This is a genomic window from Dietzia cinnamea NBRC 102147 (assembly GCF_001571065.1).
Classification (GTDB): Bacteria; Actinomycetota; Actinomycetes; order Mycobacteriales; family Mycobacteriaceae; genus Dietzia; species Dietzia cinnamea.
The window spans coordinates 1-755 of the sequence record NZ_BCSW01000145.1; the positions used below are offsets into that span (position 1 = coordinate 1).

Consider the following 755-nt stretch of genomic DNA (forward strand, 5'->3'; position numbering starts at 1 on the left):
CTAGCCTCATCGTCGGCCTCGTCGCCTACGCGCTGATCGTGCTTGTCAGCCCCAACCAGGAACCCTCAGAGACAATTAGAGTCGCGCTATGCGCGGGTGTCGTGATCGCCGACTTCGTGGTGGGAGCTGGGGGACGAGTCCGAACCGGCTCGTGGTCCGGTGGACTATTCGGAGCCCCATCGAATCAGCGCGAGAGTGACAGCGAGTAAGCATCGGTTCGACCTACCGCTTTGAGGCGCGGGCGGCCCGAAAGTAACCCGGACTGACCGCGCCTCGATGTATCACCTTCCCGGAGTCGAACATCCGCCAGTTGTCGAGTTCTCACAATGAGTCGCAGCCTTGGACATGAGAGGCATCGTCGATCAACCACCCGGCCCGGACTGCCCCAGCTCGCGAGGTCTCATAACTCACCTCAAGATGCATCTAGGGTGTGTCTCCCAATCGGCGTAGCCAGGTGAGAATTGCGCAGAGTGTGACGGCGGCGCGGTAAGTGATCGCGAGTTTGTCGGCCCTTCCGGATTTAGAGTGCGTTGATCCGATTCTGGAGCTGTCCGGAGTGGATCAGTGACCTCACGCAAGATGTAGTGGCTGAGGTTGCGGAAGCCCAGGGCGATTCCGCGGAGGTGCTCGAGGCGCCCATTGATGGCCTCGACGGGGCCATTGGAGGCGCCCACGTCGAAGTAGGCGAGGATCTCCCGATGCCGCTTCCACAGCGAACGGCCAAGTTGGGCCAGCTCGGGGAGTTCTTTCGGTAC

Annotated in this window: 1 pseudogene; it reads right to left on the reverse strand. The window is 61.5% G+C overall.

Annotated elements, in window-relative coordinates:
- Nucleotides 1–560: 560 nt before the first annotated feature.
- Nucleotides 561–755 (reverse strand): annotated as a pseudogene (locus tag DCI01S_RS17070) (transposase); the annotation flags it as partial.